The following is a 16,680-nucleotide window of genomic DNA, read 5'->3' on the forward strand; positions in this document are numbered from 1 at the left end:
GCGCGCGGGGCGGCCCGATATCGTCGCTGTCCATGCGTGCAGTCCGCCGGTTCACCGTTCGCGCCAGCCTCCCGGAGTCCCTTTCCGGCCTCGGCGCGCTGGCCACCAACCTGCGCTGGACGTGGCACCCGCCGACGCGCGACCTGTTCGCGTCGATGGACGCCGAGCTGTTCGACGCCGTCCGCGACCCGCTCCGGATGCTCACCGCGCTGCCGCCGGCCCGCCTCGACGAGCTCGCCGTCGACGAAGACTTCCTCTCCCGGGCCCGCGTCGCCGCCGCGGACCTGGAGAACTACCTGTCCGAGCCGCGCTGGTACCAGCAGCGTGACGACGCCGGCCTGCCGCCGGCCGTCGCCTACTTCTCGATGGAGTTCGGCGTCACCGAGGCCCTGCCGAACTACTCCGGCGGCCTCGGCGTGCTCGCCGGCGACCACCTCAAGGCCGCGTCCGACCTGGGCGTGCCGATGGTCGGCGTCGGGCTGCTCTACCGCAACGGCTACTTCCGGCAGTCGCTCTCGCTCGACGGCTGGCAGGTCGAGCACTACCCGGTCATCGACCCCAACGCGTTCCCGCTCGAGCTGCTGACGGTGGGTGGGCGGCCGGTGCTGATCGGCGTCGCGATGCCGGGCGGGCGCGAGCTGTGCGCGCAGATCTGGCAGGCCCGCGTCGGGCGGGTGCCGCTGCTGCTGCTCGACACCGACACCGAGGCCAACGACGACGACCTGCGCGGCGTCACCGACCGGCTCTACGGCGGCGACGCCGACCACCGGCTGCGGCAGGAGATCCTGGCCGGCATCGGCGGCTTCCGCGCCGTCCGCAAGTACTGCGAGATCACCGGCCACCCGCAGCCGATGGTGTTCCACACCAACGAAGGCCACGCCGGGTTCCTCGGGCTGGAGCGGGCCCGCGAGATCGTGCAGGCCGACGGCCTCGCGTTCGACGAGGCCATGCCCGCGGTCCGCGCCGGGACGCTGTTCACCACGCACACCCCGGTCAGCGCGGGCATCGACCGCTTCCCGGTGGACCTGGTGCAGCGCTACTTCGCCGACGGGCGGCTGGTGCCCGACATCGACCCGCGGCGTGTGCTCGCGCTCGGCGCCGAGGACAACCCTGGCCTCTTCAACATGGCGCACATGGGCCTGCGGCTGGCGCAGCGCGCGAACGGCGTCTCGCAGCTGCACGGCCGCGTCACCCGCAAGATGTTCTCCCGGCTGTGGCCCGGGTTCGACCACGACGAGGTGCCGATCTCGTCGGTGACCAACGGCGTCCACGGCCCGACGTGGGTGGCGCGCGAGCTGAGCACGCTGCTCGGCCGCGAGTGGGGTCTCGACTCCGGCGACAAGCCGCTGCGCGAAGGCGTCTCGGACGCCCAGCTGTGGGCGCTGCGGCGCGAGCTGCGCGAGAAGCTGGTGTTCGAGGTGCGGCGCCGGGTGCGCGCGGCGTGGCTGCAGCGCGGCGCGTCCCCGCTGGAGCTGGGCTGGGTGGACTCGGTGTTCGACCCGGACGTGCTGACGGTCGGCTTCGCCCGCCGCGTCCCGACGTACAAGCGGCTCACGCTGATGCTGCGCGACCCGGACCGGCTGCGCACGCTGCTGCTCGACGAGCGCCGGCCGATCCAGGTCGTCGTCGCCGGGAAGTCGCACCCGGCCGACGAGAACGGCAAGCAGCTGATCCAGCAGATCGTCCGGTTCGTCGACGGCGCGGACGTCCGGCACCGGATCGTCTTCCTGCCGGACTACGGCATGTCGATGGCGCGCTACCTCTACCGCGGCTGCGACGTCTGGCTGAACAACCCGGTGCGGCCGCTGGAGGCGTGCGGGACGTCGGGGATGAAGTCGGCGCTCAACGGCGGGCTCAACCTGTCCATCCGCGACGGCTGGTGGGACGAGAGCTACGACGGCAGCAACGGCTGGGCGATCCCGACCGCGGACGGCGTCGCCGACCCGCTGCGCCGCGACGACCTCGAGGCCGCGGCCCTCTACGACCTGCTCGGCCAGCAGATCTCGCCGCTGTTCTACGACCGGTCCGCCGACGGCGTGCCCACCGGCTGGCTGTCGATGGTGTGGCACACGCTGGAGACGCTCGGCCCGCGGGTGCAGGCCTCCCGGATGGTCCGCGAGTACGTCGACCACGGGTACCTCCCGGCGTCCCGTACGGTCGCGGCGGCCACCGGCGACGGCTACCGCGGCGCGCTGTCGCTGGCGGACTACCGCACCAAGATCGAGGTGTCGTGGCCGCGGGTGAAGATCTTCGACTCGGAGCTGCAGGTCGAGGCGACCGAGCCGCTGGTGGTGGGCACCGAGGTGACGATCCGCGCGCGCATCGACCTGGCCGGCCTGCAACCGTCCGAAGTGGACATCCAGGCGGTGGTCGGCCGGGTGGCCGACGACGACGAGCTGCGCGACCCGGTCACGGTCCCGATGGAGGGCGACGGCATCGGCGCCTTCGCGGCCCGCCTGAAGCTCCCCCAGCCGGGAGCGATCGGCTACACGGTCCGAGTGCTGCCGAAGCACGGCCTACTGGCGACACCGGCGGAGCTGGCCCGCGTCATCCTGGCCTGAGTAAAGCCGTGAAGGCCCCCTTCCCGGCCGTAAGAGCCGGTAAGGAGTCCTTCACGGCTTTCTCGCCCGCGCCGGGAAAGCCTGCCGCTGACCTGGAGTAACTCCAGCCGGGCAGCGCCGAAAACCACACCGCGTCCCGGCGTCGGTCGCGTTAAGTTGGGGGTATGCGCTTCGGACTCTTCATCCCGCAGGGCTGGCGGATCGACCTCGCCGGCATCGAGCCCGCGGACCACTGGAAGACCATGCTCGGCCTCGCGAAGCACGCGGAGGCCGGGCCCTTCGAATCGATCTGGGTCTACGACCACTTCCACACCGTGCCGGTACCCACGGAGGAGGCCACGCACGAGGCGTGGTCGCTGATCTCGGCGTTCGCCGCCGCGACCGACACCATCCGGCTCGGGCAGATGTGCACCTGCATGGGGTACCGCAACCCCGCCTACCTGGCGAAGGTCGCCGCGACCGCGGACACCATCGCCGGCGGGCGCGTCGAGATGGGGATCGGGGCCGGCTGGTACGAGCACGAGTGGCGGGCCTACGGCTACGGCTTCCCGGGCGCCGGCGAGCGGCTCGGGCAGCTCGACGAGGGCGTGCAGATCATGCGGGACCTCTGGACCACCGGGACGTCCACTCTGGACGGCAAGCACTACCAGACGGACGGCGCGATCCTGCGTCCGTTGCCGCCGCAGGAGGGCGGGATCCCGCTGTGGATCGCCGGCGGCGGTGAGAAGAAGACGCTTAAGATCGCGGCGAAGTACGCGAAGTACACGAACTTCGGCGGCGACGCCGAGACGTTCACCCGGAAGTCGGAGATCCTCGCGCAGCACTGCAAGGACGTCGGTACCGACTTCGACGCGATCGTCCGCTCGGTCAACCACAACGTCGTGATCGGGGAGACCGAAAAGGACGTCCAGGACAAGCTGGCGTGGCTGAAGTCCCACCTGCACAAGTACACCCCGGCGGACGCGGCCGAGCGGTGGTTCGCCAACTTCGAGAACAGCCCGACCACCGGCACACCCGAGCAGGTCACCGAAAAGCTCGCCGCGATGGGCGAGCTCGGCATGTCCTACGCGATCTTCAACTTCCCGGAAGCCGCGTACGACCGCGCCGGCATCGACCTGTTCGCCGCACAGGTCGCGCCCGCGCTGAGCTGACGAAAGACTAGGGAACAGCCGGGCTTCCGCCGGTCTGCACGGGCAGGCCGGCGGACGCCCAGGCCCGGAAGCCGCCTTCGAGGTCCGTCGCGCGCGGCAGGCCCAGCCGTTGCAGGTCGGCCGCCGCGAGGCTCGACGAGTAGCCCTCGTTGCACAGCACGATCACCGTCGAGTCCGGCGTCACCGAGGGCAGCCGCCAGTCGCTGTCGGGCGCGAGGCGCCACTCCAGGTGGATCCGCTCGACGATCACCGCGCCGGGGATCTCGCCCTCGGCCTCGCGGTTGGCGAGCGGCCGGATGTCGACGAGCAGCGCGCCCGCCTCCTGCAGCTCGTGGGCCCGGGCCGGGGTCGCCCGCTCCAGGCCGGACCGGGCGGCGGCCAGGAGGGTGTCGATGGCGCTCATCGGCGGACGATAGCGGGCAGCGGCGGGATTTCGGCCGGAACGTCCGCGAGCGTCGTGTACTCGCGCGTCGCCACCAGCGGCGGTGAGTACGCGTGGACGCTGGCCGCGGGCCGGTCGCCGATGCCGGTGACCTGGTGGGCGCGCCCGGCGCCGAAGCCGATGCCGTCGCCCGCGGTGTGCGTGCGGCTTCGGATCGGGCCGCCGGGGTAGCGGTACTCCTCGTTCAGCTCGCCCTGCAGCACGGTGAACGAGCCGGACGCGCCGCCGTGGTCGTGCGGCTTCGTGTGCTGGCCGGGCAGCCACGACAGCAGCCACAGCTCGACGCCGTCGGTCAGCGCCAGCCGGGCCCACCAGCGGCGGTCCTCGTCGAACCGCAGGATGTCCTTGACGTTCGCGGTCAGTTCGGTGGTCACGGTGGCGGTCAGGTCCGCCAGCTCACGCGGGGTCCACAGCAGCCGCGACGGGTGCAGCAGCTCGGGCAGCAGCGGGTCGGTCAGCTGCGGGTGGATCTCGACGGCGGGACGGGTGATGGAAGTGGTCAACGCGGGGCTCCTCGGACGCGAAAGGTGATCGGGACGCGGGGGCGTGCACGGCGCCGGCCGCACGTCGGGAAAAGGACGCGCGGGGTCAGCGGAGCCGTGCCGGGGTACACCCGGCCGAGGCGACGAGGAGCAGGTCGATCGTGCGACGGCGCCAGAACGAGCCCCGGGTCACCGGGGTCACGGGCGCGTCGGCTGACATGTCCGTGATCCTGCCACAGCCGCGCCGCGCCGGGCACTTCCGGAGTGCGGAGTTCCACTTCGTGGACGTCCCCGACCTGCCGATCGGCCGTCTCACCCGGGCGGGTGCGCACGCGCGCGCGACGGCAGACAGAATGGGCTTCGTGAGCGAGCCGATCCAGCCCAGCGAACTTGACGACCTCGTGGTCCGGATGGCCGGTGTCGGCGTCCGCCGCGGGACAAACGACCTCCTCGCCGGCCTCGACTGGTCCGTGGAACTCGACGAGCGCTGGGTGGTGCTCGGCCCGAACGGCGCGGGCAAGACCACCCTGCTGCGCCTCGCCGCGGCCGAGCTGCACCCGAGCACCGGCGAGCTCGACCTGCTCGGCGAGCGCATCGGCAAGGTCAACATCTTCGAGCTGCGCCCCCGCATCGGGTTCACCTCCGCCGCGATCGCCCAGCGCGTCCCGGCCGACGAGCTGGTGAAGGACGTCGTGGTGAGCGCCGGGTACGCCGTGGTGGGCCGGTGGCGTGAGGAGTACGACACCCTCGACACCGCCCGCGCGACCGAGCTGCTGGGCGCGCTGGGCATCGGGCAGCTGGCCGACCGCACCTTCGGCACGCTGTCGGAGGGCGAGCGCAAGCGGGCCCTGATCGCCCGGTCCCTGATGACCGACCCGGAGATGCTGCTGCTCGACGAGCCGGCCGCCGGCCTCGACCTCGGCGGCCGCGAGGACCTCGTCGCGCGGCTGTCCGCGCTGGCCCTCGACCCGGACGCGCCGGCGATGGTGCTCGTCACCCACCACGTGGAGGAGATCCCGCCGGGGTTCACCCACGCGTTGCTCCTCCGCGACGGTCACGCGGTCGTGTCCGGCCTCGTCGACGACGTCATCACCAGCGAAAACCTCTCGAAGACGTTCGACCAGGACCTGGTGCTCGAACGCTCCGGGGATCGCTTCTTCGCCCGCCGTCGCTAGGCTGTGCTTACCGAGCAGTAACCTGCTGGCACTTCGTCAATGAGGAGGATGGGCGTGGGAGAGTTCGTATCGCTGGAGGTCAAGGACGGCGTCGGGACGATCCGGCTCGACCGGCCCCCGGTCAACGCCCTGAACGCCCAGGTCACCGCCGAGCTCGCGGAGCTGGCCAAAGAGGTGTCCGAGCGTGACGACGTCCGCGCGGTCATCCTCTACGGCGGGGAGAAGACCTTCGCCGGCGGCGCGGACATCAAGGAGATGGCCACCCGCACCTACCCGCAGATCGCGAAGTTCGGCGCCACCCTCACCGGGACGCTCGCCGCGATCGCGAACATCCCGAAGCCGGTCGTCGCCGCCATCACCGGCTACGCCCTCGGCGGCGGCCTCGAACTGGCGCTGACCGCGGACCGCCGCGTCGCCGGCGACAACGTCAAGGTCGGCCAGCCGGAGATCCAGCTCGGCGTCATCCCCGGCGCGGGCGGCACCCAGCGCCTGGCCCGGCTGATCGGCCCGAGCAAGACCAAGGACATCGTCTACACCGGACGGTTCGTCAAGGCCGAAGAGGCGCTGCGGCTGGGGATCGTCGACGAGGTCGTCGCCCCGGACGACGTCTACGCGGCCGCGCACAAGTGGGCGTCCCAGTTCGCCAACGGCCCGGCCGTGGCGCTGCGCGCGGCGAAGGCGGCCATCGACGGCGGGCTCGACACCGACCTGGCGAACGGGCTCAAGCTCGAGTCGCACCTGTTCGCCGCGCTCTGGGCGACCGAAGACCAGCAGAACGGCATGAAGTCGTTCATCGAGAACGGCCCCGGCAAGGCCACTTTCGAAGGGAAATGACGCCTTGACCGACGTGAACGACCCGGCACCGCACCCGCACGCCACCGCGGAAGAGGTCCAGGCCGCCTGGGCCGACCCCAAGCTCGCGAACGTGCTGTACCACGACTGGGAAGCCGGCACCTACGACGAGAAGTGGTCCATCTCCTACGACGAGCGCTGCATCTCGTACGCGACGGACGTGTTCAACGCCGTCGCGGGTGATGACGGCCAGCCGTACCAGCACGCGATGGAGCTGGGCAGCGGCACCGGCTTCTTCCTGCTGAACCTGATGCAGGGCGGCGTCGCCAAGAAGGGCTCGGTCACCGACCTTTCGCCCGGCATGGTCCAGGTCGCGCTGCGCAACGCCGAGAGCCTCGGCCTCGACGTCGACGGCCGGGTCGCCGACGCCGAGCGGATCCCGTACGAGGACAACACGTTCGACCTGGTGGTCGGGCACGCGGTGCTGCACCACATCCCGGACGTCCAGGCGGCGTTCCGCGAGGTGCTGCGCGTGCTCAAGCCGGGCGGGCGGTTCGTGTTCGCCGGCGAGCCGACCAAGATCGGCGACACCTACGCCCGCAAGCTCGGCCAGCTCACCTGGTTCCTGACGACCAACGTGACGAAGCTGCCCGCGCTGAGCGGCTGGCGCCGGCCGCAGGAGGAGCTCGACGAGTCCTCGCGCGCGGCCGCGCTGGAAGCCGTGGTCGACATCCACACCTTCGACCCGTCGGAGCTGGAGTCGTGGGCCCGCGGCGCCGGCGCCCAGGACGTCCGCGCGGTCACCGAGGAGTTCGCCGCGGCGCTCGCCGGCTGGCCGATCCGGACGTTCGAAGCCGCGGTGCCGCAGGAGAAGCTGACCGTCCGCTGGCGGCTGTTCGCCTACAAGCTGTGGCTGCGGCTGTCCGCTGTGGACAAGAAGCTGCTGTCGAAGGTGCTGCCGCGCGAGCTGTTCTACAACGTGATGATCACCGGGACCAAGCGGCCGTCCTAAGTGCCCTACGCGTTCAGCCTCAACGACGTCGCCTACCTGCGCTCCGGCGCGGGTGAGGCGGCGCTCGCCGAGACTTCCGCACGGCCGCTGACCGACCGCATCGCCGACGTCGCCGCCGTGCGCCGCCTGGTCGGCGAGGAGCACGCCGCCGCCGTGCTGGAAACCGCCGTGTTGCGCCGGAAAGCCGTCGGCAAACTGTCCGGAGTGGACTGGCTGTTCACCACGGACGCGCTCCAGCAGGCGAGTGCGTCCCTCGTCGCGCGGCACCGGGCCCGGCGCTTGGCGGGCCTCGACGTCCACGACGTCACCTGCTCGGTCGGCGCGGACCTGGTCGAGATCGCCCGGGTGGCGCGGCGCGCGCTCGGGTCCGATGTGGACCCGGTGCGGCTGGCCATGGCCCGGCACAACGGCGTCACCGCGGGCGTCTCGTTCGGGCTCGTCCAAGCCGACGCGCTGAAGCCGGTCAGCCGGGACACCGTGGTCGTCGCCGATCCGGCTCGACGTGACGCGGCCGGGCGGCGGGCCTGGAAACCCGCGGACTTCACGCCGCCGCTCGACGGCCTGGTCGACGCGTACCCGGGGCGTCCGCTGTCGGTGAAGTGCGCGCCCGGCTTGGACTTCGCGATCGCGCCGTGGGCGGACGAGGTCGAGCTGGTGTCCCTCGACGGCCAGGTGCGCGAGTCCTGCCTGTGGCGTGGCCTGGGCACCGGCGTCACGCGGCGGGCGAGCGTGCTGCGCTCGGACGGGACGCAGTGGACGGTCACCGACGCCGAACCGGACGAGCTGCCCACGCGCGAGCCGGGGGAGTGGATCGTCGACCCGGACGGCGCGGTCGTGCGGGCCGGGCTGGTCCGGCACTACGCGGCGCGGCACGGGCTGTGGCAGCTGGACGAACGCATCGCGTACCTGACCGGTGACACACCGCCGCCGGGCGTGCGCGCGTTCCGCGTCCTGGAGCAGGGCCCGTACAGCGAAAAGTCCCTGAAGTCCGTCCTCAAGCGACACGACGTCGGCCGGCTGGAGATCCTGATCCGCGGCCTCGACGTCGACCCGGACGCGTTGCGCCGCAGGCTGAAACCACGCGGCTCGGCGGAAGCGTCGGTGGTTTTGACGCGGATCGGCCGCGCGCCGGTGGCGTTCGTGTGCCGCGCCGAGCGGGTCTAGGTGAACAGGAACCAACGAAGGGTGGAACTCCGGGTGAACGTGACGTAGGTTCCCCGAGTCGCCAAGTCTTCACTGGAGGGTCGCCGTGTCCGGAAAATGGTCAGGTCTCGTCAAGCTCGCCGCCGCCGCGGCGATCGGTGCCACCGTCGCTTCGGGGGCCACCGCGCTGGCCGGCTCGGACGACGCCACCGCCGCCCGCGCCAAGGAACCGGCCAACATCGGCCAGGTCAAGAACGACGTCAAGGCGTACTACGGCGACTACCTCGACGCCGCGGGCAAGCACCACTACTCCGACACGAGCAAGTTCGTGAAGGACACCAAGAACGTCGTCTCCGACGCGAAGCGCTACCTGCAGCAGCAGCTGGGCCGGGTGAAGAACCCGGCGATCGTGCTGGACGTCGACGACACCTCCGAGGTCACCTACGGCTGGGAGGCCGACAACGACTTCGGCTTCGACCCGGTCAAGCAGCAGCAAGCCATCGACAACGGCACCTTCGAGGTGAACAAGCCGGTGCTGGAGCTGACCAACTGGGCCGCCCAGCACGGCGTGAAGGTGTTCTTCCTGACCGGCCGCAACGAGCTGCAGGGCCCGCAGTCGCTCAAGAACCTCGCCAACGAGGGCTACCCGGCGCCGACGGCTGCGTTCTTCAAGCCGAAGGTGACCGCGCCGGACTACCTGCCGTGCGGCCTGACCTGCAACACCGTGCAGTACAAGTCGGGCACGCGGGCGCACATCGAGGCGACCGGCGCGAAGATCGTGCTGAACGTCGGTGACCAGTTCAGCGACCTCGAAGGCGGCCACGCCCTGCGGCCGATCAAGCTGCCGAACCCGATGTACTACCTGCCCTGAGCCGGAATAACCGCCGGGTCCCGGGTGCTGCTCCCAGTACACGACTTCGTCGAGGAGCTGACATGCCGGAGAAGAAGGTGCTGGTCCCGGGACCGGACCACCCGATCACCGTCGAGCCGACCAAGGCCCGCGTGGTGGTCAAGGCGGGCGGGCGCGTGGTGGCCGACAGCCGCAACGCGCTGACACTGCAGGAGTCGAACTACCCGGCGGCGCAGTACATCCCGCGCGCGGACGTCGACTTCAGCCTGCTGGAGCGGACCGACCACGAGACGTACTGCCCGTACAAGGGCGACAGCAACTACTACAGCCTGAACGCTGGTGACGTGAAGGTGGAAAACGCGATCTGGACGTACGAGAAGCCGTACGACGCGGTCGCGTCGATCAAGGACCACGTCGCGTTCTACCCGAACGTCGTGGACTCGATCGAGCTGATCGAGGACTGACCTGGACCTCGACCTGCTGCGGACGTTCCTCGCGGTCCACCGCGCGGGCTCGCTGACCGGCGCGGCACCGTCACTGGGCTTGTCCCAGCCGACGGTGACCGCGCAGGTCAGGGCCCTGGAGGCGGAGCTGGGCCGGCAGCTGTTCGTCCGCCGCGCGCGAGGCGTCACGCCGACGTCGGCGGCCGACGAACTCGCGGCCCGCATCGCCCCGCACGTCGACGCGCTGACCGACGTCGCCCTGGGCCCCGTTGATCGTTTCGCGGTGCCGGTACACCTGGCCGGACCGGCCGAGCTGACGACGGCCCGCGTCCTGCCCGCACTCGCGGACCTGGTTTCCGACGGTCTCAAGCTGCGGGTGAGCTTCGGCCTGGCCGACGACCTGCTGGCCGGGCTGGCGCAGCGCCGTTTCGACCTGGTCGTCTCGACGATCCGCCCCCGCGGCCGCGGTTTCGCGGCAACACCGTTGACGGACGAGGAGTTCGTCCTGGTCGGCCCACGCGGCTTCACCGGCGACCCGCGGACGGCGCCGTTGGTGGCGTACGCCGAGGACCTCCCGATCATCCGCCGCTACTGGCGCTCGGTGCTGGGCGTCCGGCCGCCGGCGGGGCCCGCGGTGGTGGTCCCGGACCTGCGCGGCGTGCTGACGTGCGTGCTCGCCGGCTTCGGCGTCAGCGTGCTGCCGCGGTACCTGTGCGCGGCCGAGCTGGCCTCGGGTGCGCTGGTCGCCCTGCTGGACCCGGCGGAACCGCCGATCAACACGCTGTTCGTGGTGACCAGAACCGAACCGTGCCGGGCGGGGCCCGCGGCGGTGCGGGACGCACTGCTCGCGGACGCCGCCCAGTGGTGACTCAGTGGTGTAGCCGCTTTCAAACGAGCCGTTGGGTAAATCCTGCCGAGACCAACCGGGCGTAGGCGTCGCGCACGTGATTGGGTACTGCTTGAGGAATGGCGAATCCCTTTTCGGCGTAAACCGTGATTCGCTGGGTGTCACCGACGAGCATGGCGATCACGCGGTCGACATCTCCGATGCCGGCGATGTATTCGTCGAGCGGGAGGGCGAGGGATGCGCAGGTGACGGCGACTTCCGGCCAGAGCTTCCGGCAAGTCGCGTAGGCGCGTCGTTGCTGATAGGGCCTGGAGATCAGGGTGACGGACTTGACTTCGGTGCCGTGGTCCGCCAGTACCTGCCGCGTGAAGGTGATGTTCTCTCCGGTGTTTCGCGCGTTGGGCTCGACGAGCACGGCTTGCGCCGGTACTCCGAGTTCGATGGCGCGTTCCCGGTAGTGAACGGCTTCACCGCGGGGGAAATTTTCGATCGTGGTCGGGGCATTCGCGCCGGTGAAGACGATCACGGGGAACAACTCGGCTTTGAAGAGCCCGGCCGCGCAGTCGGCGACGCCGAGGTCGTGGCTTCCGAGTCCGATACCGACGTCCGTGGGGTGTCGTTCGTGGTGCATGTCGTGGAAGTCCCAGAGCGTCTCCACGTCCGCGCGAAGCGCGTCAGGCAGAGACGCGGTGTGCTCGGGCACGGCTTCTCCGTCAGTCGGGGATCTTGAACGTATAGGACCACGAAACCGGCTGGCGGCATGCACTCCGCGGGCGAACTTCGGGAAGTCGAACGGCTGACCGAGAAACCGGAATGGAAGGCGGAATACGGACGGGAGGGATGGAGCTGATGAGCTTCACGCTGCCGGGCGGGGCCCGCGGCGGTGCGGGACGCACTGCTCGCGGACGCCGCCCGGTGGTGACTCAGCTGGTGACTCAGTGGTGACTCAGCCCGTGTAGCCCGCGAAGATCTTCGCGAACTCGTACTTCGCCTGCGGCACGTTCGTGCACTTGTACAGCGCGCCGGTGCACGCGTTCGCGTCGCGGCCGGCTTCCCAGAACGACAGCATGCCCAGGTGGACCGTCTTGGCGAAGGCGACCAGCGCCTTGGCGTCCTTCTGGTAGAAGATCTCGTTCTGCGAGTCGTTGACGCCGATCATCGGGGTGACGCCGACCTTCTTCCACGCCGCCGCGTCGCTCAGGCCGTACAGTGACTTCAGCTGCGCCTGCGTGGCCTTCGCCGCGGAGATCGCCTTCGCGCCCTGGTCGCCCGCGCCCTGGTAGTAGTCCATGGCCATGATGTTGACCAGGTCCAGGTTCACCCCGGCGTCCTTGGCGGCCTTGACGACGTTGAGACCGTTCGCGTCGAGGCCGCTGGGCAGCACCGGCAGGGTCAGCGAGATCTTCAGGCCCGGGTTGTTGGTCTGCAACGTCTTCAGCGCCTGCGAGCGGCGTGTGATCGACGCCGGGTCGGCGACGGCCGCGCCCTCGACGTCGATGTCGACGTACTTCAGGCCGTACGCCTTGACGACCGCGTCGTACTCGGCCGCGACCTGGGCGGACGTGGTGCACGCCTGGGCCAGCTCGATGCCGGACGCGCCGCCGAAGGAGATCTTGACGTCGCCGCCGGCGTTGCGGATCTTGGTGATCTCGTCCTTCTGCCAGGCCGTGCGCGGGTCGTACGCGCCGAACCAGCTGGCCTTGCAGCCGTAGGAGTTGACGAAGGCGAGCGTGAAGCCCTTGACGCCGCTCGCGGCCGACATCGCCGAGAGGCTGGGCGTCGGCCACGCGCCCATGTCGACGTAGGGGCCGACCGGGATCGGCGAGCCGGCCGCGGCGCCGGCGGGTGCCGCGAACCCGGTGGCCAGGACGGCCAGACCGCCCAAGGCGGCCAGGAGGGGACGGAGACGGGGGAGACGCATGGGGAGACCTCCACGACAAGCAGCGCGGCGGCGGGAATTCCGGACCTAATTGGTATAGACCATTAATGTGGTCCGGACCATAGGCCGTTCGGGGGCATGACGGCGGGTGACGAGCGGAACCGGCCCCCACGACCGGTTCCGCCCGTTCTCACGCCGTCGCGCGCCGGCGTCCCCGGTCCAGCCACCACTGGGCGATCAGGAACGGGATCACCCAGCCGGTCCACGTCGTGAGCCCGGCGATCGCCTGGCCCAGCGCCAGTTCGCTGCCGCCGAACGTCGTGTCCAGCTGCCCGGGGAGCACAACCGACCAGACGATCGCCCAGATCCGGTTGCTGATGATCGACATGCACAGCACGAAGCTGCGGATCATCCAGCGGCGGTGGTCGCCGAAGCGCCGGGCCCGCGCCATCCGGTGGCCCTGCACGGTGCAGCCGAACCAGAGCGTCGCCAGCAGCACGTTCGACACCGCGCCGACTGGCCCGAACGGCGCGGCGACCGCGATGGCGAGCCCGGCGATCGACGCCGGGATGGCACCCGCGAAGACGTACACGCGGCCGGTGCGGCGGTGCACGGCCGGGTGCTTCTGCCGCAGCCACGGCCAGATCTGCAGCGAGCAGGTCACCATCGCGATGGTCGCGAAGCCGATGTGCGTGACCAGCACGGGGTAGTACCAGCCGACGCCGTCCGGGGCGGGGATCCGCGACTCCGCCGGGTCCAGCCCGAGGTAGGGCGGCAGCGAGTACACCAGGAACACCGTGACGATCAGGCCCAGCGGGAACACCCACGGCCGGCGCCACCACGGCGTGGCGCGCCGGGTCCCGCTCGGGCTCGCCGGTTTCTCTGTCGTGGTCATGCCGTCCCCCTGTCTTTTACGCTGTATCGGCACCGTATGGACCAGCGCGAAGACCTGGCAATCCATGCTGCCGAGAATGGGTGAGTACCCTGGAAGTGTTCTAGCCGCCAGGGTGAAGTGTTCTAGTACGGATCGAGGGGTGTTCGTGGCCGAGCAGGCGCCGTACCTGCGGATCGCGGCGGACCTGCGGCGCCGGATCACCGCCGGTGAGCTGCGGCCCGGCGAGCGGGTGCCGTCGACCCGGTCGCTGGTGCGCGAGTGGGGCGTGGCGATGGCGACCGCGGCGAAGGCGCTGACCGTGCTGGGCGAGCAGGGCTGGGTGCGCGCGGTGCCGGGCAGCGGCACGGTGGTGAGCGACCGGACCCCGCAGAAGCCGCCGCTGGGCCGGGCGCGGCTCGTCCGGGCGGCCATCGCGCTGGCGGACGCCGAGGGCCGCGGGGCGCTGTCGATGCGCCGGCTCGCGGCCGAGCTCGGCGTCGGCCCGATGGCGCTGTACCGGCACGTCCCGGACAAGGAGGAGCTGGTCCGGCTGATGGCCGACACCGCGCTCGGCGCCGAGGAGCTGCCCGAGCCGGGCCCGGCGCGGTGGCGGCCGCGGCTGGAGCTGGCCGCGCGGACGCAGTGGCGGGCCTACCGGCGGCACCCGTGGCTCGCGCCGGTGATGCTGAACTCGCTGGTGCGGCCGCCGGTGGTGCCGAGCGGGCTGCGGCTGGTCGACTGGATGCTGCGGGCGCTGGCCGGCACCGGGCTGCACCGGCGGACGAAGCTGCAGGTGATCATGACGCTCAACGGCTGGGTCGGCGGCCTCGCGGTGAGCCACGCCATCGAGGTCGAAACCGAGCAGGACACCGGCATCACCGGCTCCCAGCGGCTGGAAGCCGAGATGGCGGCGCTGGCCGGGCACCTCGAGTCGGGCCGGTTCCCGGCACTCGCGGACACGATCACCGGGCTGGCCGACGTCGACCTCGACGAGGCGTTCGAGTTCGGCCTGCGGGTGCAGCTCGACGGAATCGCCGTGCTGCTGCAGGAGTCCTAGACTCGTCGTGGTGCGGCTCACCACGGAACGGCTCACGTTGCACGCGTGGTCCGAACCCTTCTGCGACGACCTGTTCGCGCTGGCCCAGGTGCCCGAGACGGTCCGGTACGTCGGTACCGGCGAGCCGTGGACCCGCGAGTACACCCTCGCCAAGCACCGCGCGACGCTCGAGCACTGGGCCGAGCACGGCTTCGGCTGGTTCGCGGTGTCGGCGGCGCCGGGCTCGTTCGACGGCGTGGTGTCGGTGGTGTGCCGCGACAACATCGAGTCGGGCCTCGGCCACCCCCCGCGGTGGAGCTGGGCTGGTGGATCGCCCAGCCTTGCTGGGGCCGGGGTTACGCGACCGAAGCGACGACGGCCGTGCGTGACCACCTCTTCGTGTCCGGTTTCGCGGACCGGCTGCTGGCGATCTACGAACCGGCGAACGCGGCGTCGGGCCGGGTGGTGGCGAAGCTCGGGTTCGCGCCGCACAGCACGTTCCTGGTCGCCGGCCGACGGCAGCAGCGGGCGGTGCTGCACCGCCCGCGCTGACCCGTCTTACGCGGTCGCCGGGACCGGGATGTCGCCCACCCAGCGGTGGATCGCTTCGGCCAGGCCGGTGTCGTCCGAGCCGGTCGTCAGCCAGGCGACGTGGCCGTCCGGGCGCAGCAGCAGCGCGCCGACGTCCGAAGTGGACCGTGCGGCGGCCACGTCGATTCCCGGGGCCCACGCGGCGAAGGCGCGCTCGGGAGTCAGGTCGAGGAGCACCGGACGGCCGGGGTGCAGCAGTGCGGCGAGGTGGGTCACGTCGCCCCGCAGGGGGAGGTCCGGGGCGAGGCGGCCGAGCCACGGGTGCCCGGGCGGCTCGTAGCGGGCGTCGAGGCCGGTGATGATCTCGGCCAGCGCGAGCTTGCCCGCGGGGTGCGTGGCGACGCGGCGCATCAGGTCGGCCAGGGGTTCCGCCGCCGCGGCCTCCGAGAGCGCGACCTGCGCGCGGGTGTTGGCCAGGATGTGTTCACCCGCCGCGTGCCGCTCGACGTGGTAGGTGTCGAGCAGGCCCTCGGGCGCGGTCCCGCGCACCGTCGCGGCGAGCTTCCAGCCGAGGTTGAACGCGTCGTCGAGCGCGACGTTGACGCCGATCGCGCCGGCCGGCGGGTGGATGTGCGCGGCGTCGCCGGCCAGCAGGACCCGGCCTTCGCGGTAGCGCTCGGCCAGCCGGGCCGCGTCGCCGAACCTCGTCAGCCAGCGTGGTTCACGCAGCTCGACGTGCCGGCCGAGCACGTCGTCCACTTGGGACTGGAGCCGGTCGAGCGTGACGGGCGTGTCCTTGTCGGCGGGCGGGTCGTCCTCCCGGACGATGATCCGGACGTACCCCGGCCGCGGGATGACGAACAGCGTCCGGCCGTCCGGGCCGGCCGAAACCCCGTACGGCAGTTCGCATTCGACGTCGCCGAGCAGCGCGAACCACCGCGCGTCGACGCCGGGGAAGCCGATCCCGGCCCGCTTGCGCACGGTGCTGCGCCCGCCGTCGCAGCCGGCGAGGTACCGCGCCCGGACGGTCAGTCCATTGTGGATCTCCGCGGTGACGCCGGCCGCGTCCTGCGTGAAGCTCCGCAGTTCGTGGCCGCGCAACAGTTCCGCGCCGAGGTCGAGCGCGCGGGCTTCCAGGACCTCCTCGACGCGGGTCTGCGGGATGCCGAGGGAGAACGGGTGGTCGGTGGTGGCGCCGTCGAGCAGGAGCGGTTCGGGCATGCCGGTCGCCGGCGCGTGCGGCACCTGGTGTCCCTCGGCGACCAGGCCTTCGGCCAGCCCGCGCCGCGCCAGCAGGTCCAGCGACCGCGAGTTCAGGTTGAAGCCGCGGCAGTACGGCGGCTTTCCCGGCAGCCGTTCGACGACGGTGGTGCGCACGCCGGCCAGCGCGAGCTCCGCGGCGAGCAGCAGGCCGGCGGGTCCGGCGCCGGCGACGAGGACGTCGGTTTCGAGATCGGGCACG

The 16,680-nt window shown here is 71.3% G+C and carries 17 protein-coding genes; 11 read left to right on the top strand and 6 right to left on the bottom strand.

All coding sequences use genetic code 11. The features are described 5' to 3' along the window. Positions 1-32 precede the first annotated feature (32 nt). Positions 33-2,561, top strand: coding sequence for an alpha-glucan family phosphorylase (gene glgP / locus OG439_RS47065; RefSeq protein ID WP_326946808.1), 2,529 nt, complete (start codon positions 33-35; stop codon positions 2,559-2,561). A gap of 164 nt (positions 2,562-2,725) precedes the next feature. Continuing rightward, entirely contained in the window at positions 2,726-3,712 is a 987-nt protein-coding gene (locus OG439_RS47070; protein WP_326946809.1) for an LLM class F420-dependent oxidoreductase, read from the top strand. Between the two features lie 7 nt (positions 3,713-3,719). Here OG439_RS47070 and OG439_RS47075 read toward each other — a convergent pair whose 3' ends face one another. Both OG439_RS47075 and OG439_RS47080 read right to left on the bottom strand, forming a co-directional pair. Continuing rightward, positions 3,720-4,115, bottom strand: a complete 396-nt coding sequence (locus tag OG439_RS47075; protein WP_326946810.1) for a rhodanese-like domain-containing protein — start codon at positions 4,113-4,115, stop codon at positions 3,720-3,722. Then, positions 4,112-4,657, bottom strand: coding sequence for a cysteine dioxygenase (locus tag OG439_RS47080; RefSeq protein ID WP_326946811.1), 546 nt, complete (start codon positions 4,655-4,657; stop codon positions 4,112-4,114). Before OG439_RS47080 ends, OG439_RS47075 begins: the two co-directional genes overlap by 4 nt. 332 nt (positions 4,658-4,989) lie before the next feature. Here OG439_RS47080 and OG439_RS47085 point away from each other — a divergent pair, with 332 nt between their 5' ends. The 7 genes from OG439_RS47085 (at position 4,990) to OG439_RS47115 (ending at position 10,919) form a co-directional block, all read left to right on the top strand. Continuing rightward, positions 4,990-5,811 (top strand): ABC transporter ATP-binding protein, encoded by an 822-nt coding sequence (locus OG439_RS47085; protein ID WP_326951801.1) that lies wholly within the window; start codon positions 4,990-4,992, stop codon positions 5,809-5,811. A gap of 54 nt (positions 5,812-5,865) precedes the next feature. Continuing rightward, on the top strand, positions 5,866-6,645 hold the full coding sequence (locus tag OG439_RS47090; protein ID WP_247061786.1) for an enoyl-CoA hydratase/isomerase family protein: 780 nt from the start codon (positions 5,866-5,868) through the stop codon (positions 6,643-6,645). 4 nt (positions 6,646-6,649) lie between these two features. Further along, on the top strand, positions 6,650-7,615 hold the full coding sequence (locus OG439_RS47095) for a class I SAM-dependent methyltransferase (protein WP_247061787.1): 966 nt from the start codon (positions 6,650-6,652) through the stop codon (positions 7,613-7,615). After that, the gene (locus OG439_RS47100) at positions 7,616-8,779 is read left to right on the top strand and encodes a class I SAM-dependent methyltransferase (RefSeq protein ID WP_326946812.1); all 1,164 of its coding nucleotides are present in this window, start codon (positions 7,616-7,618) and stop codon (positions 8,777-8,779) included. 85 nt (positions 8,780-8,864) lie between these two features. Next, positions 8,865-9,629, top strand: a complete 765-nt coding sequence (locus tag OG439_RS47105; RefSeq protein ID WP_326946813.1) for an HAD family acid phosphatase — start codon at positions 8,865-8,867, stop codon at positions 9,627-9,629. Between the two features lie 62 nt (positions 9,630-9,691). Beyond that, positions 9,692-10,072, top strand: coding sequence for a DUF427 domain-containing protein (locus tag OG439_RS47110; protein WP_326946814.1), 381 nt, complete (start codon positions 9,692-9,694; stop codon positions 10,070-10,072). Between the two features lie 16 nt (positions 10,073-10,088). Then, a complete protein-coding gene (locus OG439_RS47115; RefSeq protein WP_326951802.1) occupies positions 10,089-10,919 on the top strand; it encodes a LysR family transcriptional regulator in 831 nt (276 codons plus the stop codon). Between the two features lie 19 nt (positions 10,920-10,938). On the opposite strand, the gene OG439_RS47120 is transcribed toward OG439_RS47115, so the two are convergent. The 3 genes from OG439_RS47120 to OG439_RS47130 form a co-directional block, all read right to left on the bottom strand. Further along, positions 10,939-11,529, bottom strand: coding sequence for a YdcF family protein (locus tag OG439_RS47120; protein ID WP_442792364.1), 591 nt, complete (start codon positions 11,527-11,529; stop codon positions 10,939-10,941). A gap of 315 nt (positions 11,530-11,844) precedes the next feature. Further along, the gene (locus tag OG439_RS47125) at positions 11,845-12,819 is read right to left on the bottom strand and encodes a chitinase (protein ID WP_326946816.1); all 975 of its coding nucleotides are present in this window, start codon (positions 12,817-12,819) and stop codon (positions 11,845-11,847) included. Between the two features lie 148 nt (positions 12,820-12,967). Next, positions 12,968-13,672 carry a DUF2306 domain-containing protein gene (locus OG439_RS47130; RefSeq protein ID WP_326946817.1) on the bottom strand — a complete coding sequence of 235 codons (705 nt, stop codon included), beginning with the start codon at positions 13,670-13,672 and terminating at the stop codon, positions 12,968-12,970. A gap of 139 nt (positions 13,673-13,811) precedes the next feature. Between OG439_RS47130 and OG439_RS47135 the strand changes: the two genes are divergently transcribed. Both OG439_RS47135 and OG439_RS47140 read left to right on the top strand, forming a co-directional pair. After that, positions 13,812-14,708 (top strand): TetR/AcrR family transcriptional regulator C-terminal domain-containing protein, encoded by an 897-nt coding sequence (locus OG439_RS47135; RefSeq protein ID WP_326946818.1) that lies wholly within the window; start codon positions 13,812-13,814, stop codon positions 14,706-14,708. Between the two features lie 291 nt (positions 14,709-14,999). Further along, a complete protein-coding gene (locus OG439_RS47140; protein WP_326946819.1) occupies positions 15,000-15,239 on the top strand; it encodes a GNAT family N-acetyltransferase in 240 nt (79 codons plus the stop codon). Between the two features lie 6 nt (positions 15,240-15,245). Here OG439_RS47140 and OG439_RS47145 read toward each other — a convergent pair whose 3' ends face one another. Next, positions 15,246-16,679: an FAD-dependent monooxygenase gene (locus OG439_RS47145; RefSeq protein ID WP_326946820.1), complete on the bottom strand. Its 1,434-nt coding sequence runs from the start codon at positions 16,677-16,679 to the stop codon at positions 15,246-15,248. Position 16,680: the final 1 nt, after the last annotated feature.

The sequence above is a fragment of the Amycolatopsis sp. NBC_01307 genome (assembly GCF_035975215.1).
Taxonomy (GTDB): Bacteria; Actinomycetota; Actinomycetes; order Mycobacteriales; family Pseudonocardiaceae; genus Amycolatopsis.